General features: G+C 36.7%; 1 protein-coding gene. It reads right to left on the reverse strand.

The features are described 5' to 3' along the window. The coding region (locus OCI93_RS21000) for a flagellin N-terminal helical domain-containing protein (RefSeq protein ID WP_465250993.1) at positions 1-169 on the reverse strand (169 nt) is incomplete at its 3' end. Positions 170-490 lie beyond the last annotated feature (321 nt).

Here is a 490-nt window from a genome sequence, read left to right on the forward strand (position 1 = left end):
GACTGGTTAGACGGTCTGAAATCTGCAGCCCTGCCGCATCGTCTTTAGCACTGTTAATACGCAGACCTGAAGATAGACGTTGAAAAGCAGTATCTAGTTCATTTCCAGATTTCATTAGCTGCCTTTGTGCATTTAAGCTAGACACATTGGTATTTACGTATAAGGCCATCATGTACCTCTATCTTGTTTATAAGTTCAAGTTGTGTGAATTATAAACAGCAAAGTACGTGCCAAAATAAAATGACTATAATTTTCAAAAAGTTAAAGTTAATCACCACAACTATTTGACTAAAATCGGCATATTGCCGCCTGATCCGGAAACATTTTGCCTGCTTCGAGAGTTGATCTAGTTAGATAAGGTGGAATAAGAAAAGGAAAGAGCCAAAATAACGACTTTTATTTTGGCATTAAACTTGCTTTGATAAAGCTTGTTGTGAGTACACACTAGAATTGCCCGAACTTTTCTAGTGTTAAATTTAAGTTATGGCCT

Origin of the sequence: Pseudoalteromonas holothuriae (assembly GCF_945859825.1) — a bacterium.
Taxonomy (GTDB): domain Bacteria; phylum Pseudomonadota; class Gammaproteobacteria; order Enterobacterales; family Alteromonadaceae; genus Pseudoalteromonas; species Pseudoalteromonas holothuriae.